We start from the raw sequence: 3134 nt of genomic DNA, 5'->3' as shown, positions 1-3134 counted from the left end.
CCGCGATACACCGGCGACTGCTTCGATATCCTCGAGATGTATCGTCTCTCTGAAGTTGGTTTCGATAAAGATCTTGGCGCGCGCGACGTATCCCGGGATCCTTGCACCCAGGGCCCTTCCGATCTGATCCGAATAGTTGCTTGGCTGGGCGATCAGGAGGCCCTTCAGCAGGGCCATCTCGATATCTCGGCTAAAAGTGCCGCAGCCGTATAGCTCTCTCGCGCATTCGACCTCACTGATGTAATGCTTGACCATCCTCCACCAGGCGCCGGCACTTCCCTCATTGCCCTTGATGCATGGCTCAAAGACCAGCAGTGCTTCAGTATGCTGTCCGAGAATCTCTTCGAGCACCCTCTCCAATGACTCTCGGGATATCGTGACAAGGATCTTCTTGCAGTTCCCGGTAATGTCCATCTGCAATGGCTGTTCTGGCGATACCGCAACGCCGCAGTCGATGTTCGATAACAGCGAACCCTGGGGACCCCTCAACTCCTGCTCGCCGGAAACCGGGATGCTGATGCTGTACGTCTTGAGAATCTCCCTGGCGCCAACATCCACGGTGATGTCCGTACCGTGCTCGATATACCCAACCGTGGTCGACATGCCCTTTAGCACTTGTCCGCTGTAACGAAACCTGAAACGATCAGGTGTCGGGATATGAACCGAATGCGGCCCGCAAAGCGCTTCTGAGAACGACCATGCTGCCTTGAGGTCTAGCTCGGCAGCCAGGATGGTGTCGTCGGCATAAAACTGGCTTTCCATCATGAACTCTGTGTACTAAATCAGTGGCGCGAAGCATGGGATGGGTTCGGCTAACCGCAACGCAAGTTCCATTCCTTTCTTCCGGCCAGCTAACTGCGCAAATATGGACCCACCAAGGGATGCTCTGCATGGCTCGTGCGCCTCAACTGAGGCCGACCGCACTATCGGGTTGCCTGCATACACCCGCCACACCAAGTTGCAGCGGGCTCCGCACTCAGATATGGAATACTTTATGTATAAAGTATTAGCGTACCCACTCTGCAACTTCTGGAGCATCAGCGTTTACCCGTGTCGTGAACGCCGACAAATCACGTAGTGGCCTTGCTCATTGCCCTCCACAACACCTTCGTCGCCTGCCGCAACGCCTCCTGGTCCGGCAGCCCCGGCCCTCCTCGCCGGCAAAAGATCATCAATCCCTGAGCGTGCGCTTCTATCAGCGTCGCTCGAATGGCGCACTCTTCCGCCGGCAAGGACGGGTTGATCGCCGCGATCAGATCGTGCCAGATCTGCTGGAACTGTTTGTTCCCCTCCCCCACAAGTTCCTTCACCGAAGGGTCGTGCTCGGCAAGCGTCCAGCACTCGAGAACAAATGGCGTTACGTTGGAACTTGCGGCAAGAACCTCATCAAAGAATTCATCGATGATCGTATTCAACCGATCTTCAGGCGATTGCAGCTTATTGGAACTCAGCTTCGCGTAACGTTCGATGTAACGACCGTACATTTCGCGGATCGTTGCCGTCAGCAATTGTTCTCGTGTGGCGAAATAGTGCTGCAATGTACTAAGCCGGATTCCGACTTCCCCAGCTACCCGGTTGATGCTGTAACCGCCATACCCCTCTTCCGCAAATACCTTGATCGAAGCCTCAATCAACTCCGGAACGCGACTTGCGCGATTCCCTCGCAGTCTTGTCCGCGCTTCCGTTTTCTTCCCATAAATATCCGCTGAAGTAAACTCGATCTTTTTCACTTTATTTCGTCAAAATAGATTTCCATTTATCCATTCCACCCGGCCTTGCCTGCAGATCAGTTCAAACGGCCGAACGCCGGGTCATTTCCCCCGTCTCCGCAGGACGAGGGATTAGCCAGGTCCTGGCGAGAGCCTTGATCAAACCAATTCCAGTACGCAACGCAGCTCGGGGGTCACGCAAACAGTTCTCAACCTGTGAGCTACGGCTCTGGCCATAAATACACCATGTACAAAAGTGCTCACAATTGTTCGTAATCAGATTGTATTGATGCTCGCCAAGGCGGGAACAGGCTCGCTCTACGGTTTCCATCGGTGAAAAGGCTGGAAGCGCCTGGAATTCGATCTGGAGATCCTGACCGGACGCGAACTCGCCAACGCTTACTGCCTCCACCTGGCCACTGAGCCACTTCTCACAAAATCCAGAGTAATGAACGACTTTTCCACCACCGACATAAATGCCGTGATGCCGATAGCCGTCCCGAGTCGTGCTTACGTGAGCACCCGGGAACAGAATCGGGTTGCCTGAACATGCAGGCAATCCAACAAGGCGGTCGATAYGATGGCCCGTGGTACATCTGGAAATATCGTAGCGCATAGGTCTCTCCCCGCCGCATCAGAGGAGCGACTATCGTGTGAATCACTGCAAGTCGCCTGCTTGCATAATAGGTTGACATACCTATAAATCAACGGTATTTACCCTATATATGTTACGTTTTAAGCATTTATATCTAATTTTATAGGTTATGCAACCCATTTTTCAATAGGCTAGCGAACCGATAGACTCCCAAATGCGCACAACCAGGCATCTTGCTCAGGCGGGGCCGTCGCAGCTTTCCCCCGCCGGATTGCGCCCTTGCACTGTAAGCGGCCCCACCCGCACCCAAGCAGTGCATGCCGTGCGCATTTCCGCACCAGGGCATGGCATCGCACGCCGCTGCGTGGCGCAACAAGGCGGTTGCGAATCACTTTCTCATCCCCGGTTCCGTTCCCAGGCACTGGCATGGCGTTTGCTTATTCTCGGTCAGGGAGGCGACCTAGCGTCGCTCACCGAAGGGTAGCTAGGGTTCCGGTCGTGCCATGCGCACGATGCCTGGTCCGAGAGCAACCGGCCTCAGGCGCGCTAGTTCGCGCCCAGGCTCCACGGCGGGACAAAAGCCCGGGAGGTTCACTTCGTTGAGAGGTGGCTTCCCTGCCATTTGTCACCGCCGATCGGAGCCGAACCATGCCTGCATTTCCTTTCTCACGTCCTTCGCGACGCCCGTTCCGGCGTACGTGCGCCGGCCTGCTGAGCGCTGCGCTGCTTGCCATTGGCCTCGCCGGTGCACGGCCGGCCATGGCCGAAATCAAGGTCGGTGTGTCCGACTGGCCGGGATGGGTTGCCTGGTACGTCGCCGAGCAAAAGGG

General features: G+C 55.8%; 3 protein-coding genes, 1 pseudogene and 1 riboswitch. Of the genes and pseudogenes, 1 reads left to right on the top strand and 3 read right to left on the bottom strand.

Going from position 1 to position 3134, the window contains the following annotated elements; translation table 11 throughout:
- From AC1DO7_RS40615 to AC1DO7_RS40605, 3 genes are all read right to left on the bottom strand, one after another.
- A partial coding sequence (locus tag AC1DO7_RS40615) for a cupin domain-containing protein (protein WP_477117513.1) occupies positions 1-765 on the bottom strand: 765 nt, incomplete at its 3' end.
- A 305-nt stretch (positions 766-1070) separates the two neighbouring features.
- Positions 1071-1730: a TetR/AcrR family transcriptional regulator gene (locus tag AC1DO7_RS40610; protein WP_441620861.1), complete on the bottom strand. Its 660-nt coding sequence runs from the start codon at positions 1728-1730 to the stop codon at positions 1071-1073.
- Between the two features lie 61 nt (positions 1731-1791).
- Positions 1792-2325: a lecithin retinol acyltransferase family protein gene (locus AC1DO7_RS40605; protein ID WP_477117512.1), complete on the bottom strand. Its 534-nt coding sequence runs from the start codon at positions 2323-2325 to the stop codon at positions 1792-1794.
- Between the two features lie 452 nt (positions 2326-2777).
- A riboswitch (guanidine-I (ykkC/yxkD leader) is annotated at positions 2778-2895 on the top strand.
- A gap of 57 nt (positions 2896-2952) precedes the next feature.
- Here AC1DO7_RS40605 and AC1DO7_RS40600 point away from each other — a divergent pair.
- Positions 2953-3134 (top strand): annotated as a pseudogene (locus AC1DO7_RS40600) (ABC transporter substrate-binding protein); the annotation flags it as partial.

This window comes from Cupriavidus sp. 05N40 (assembly GCF_056397305.1).
This window is presented reverse-complemented; position numbering and strand designations above follow the sequence as displayed.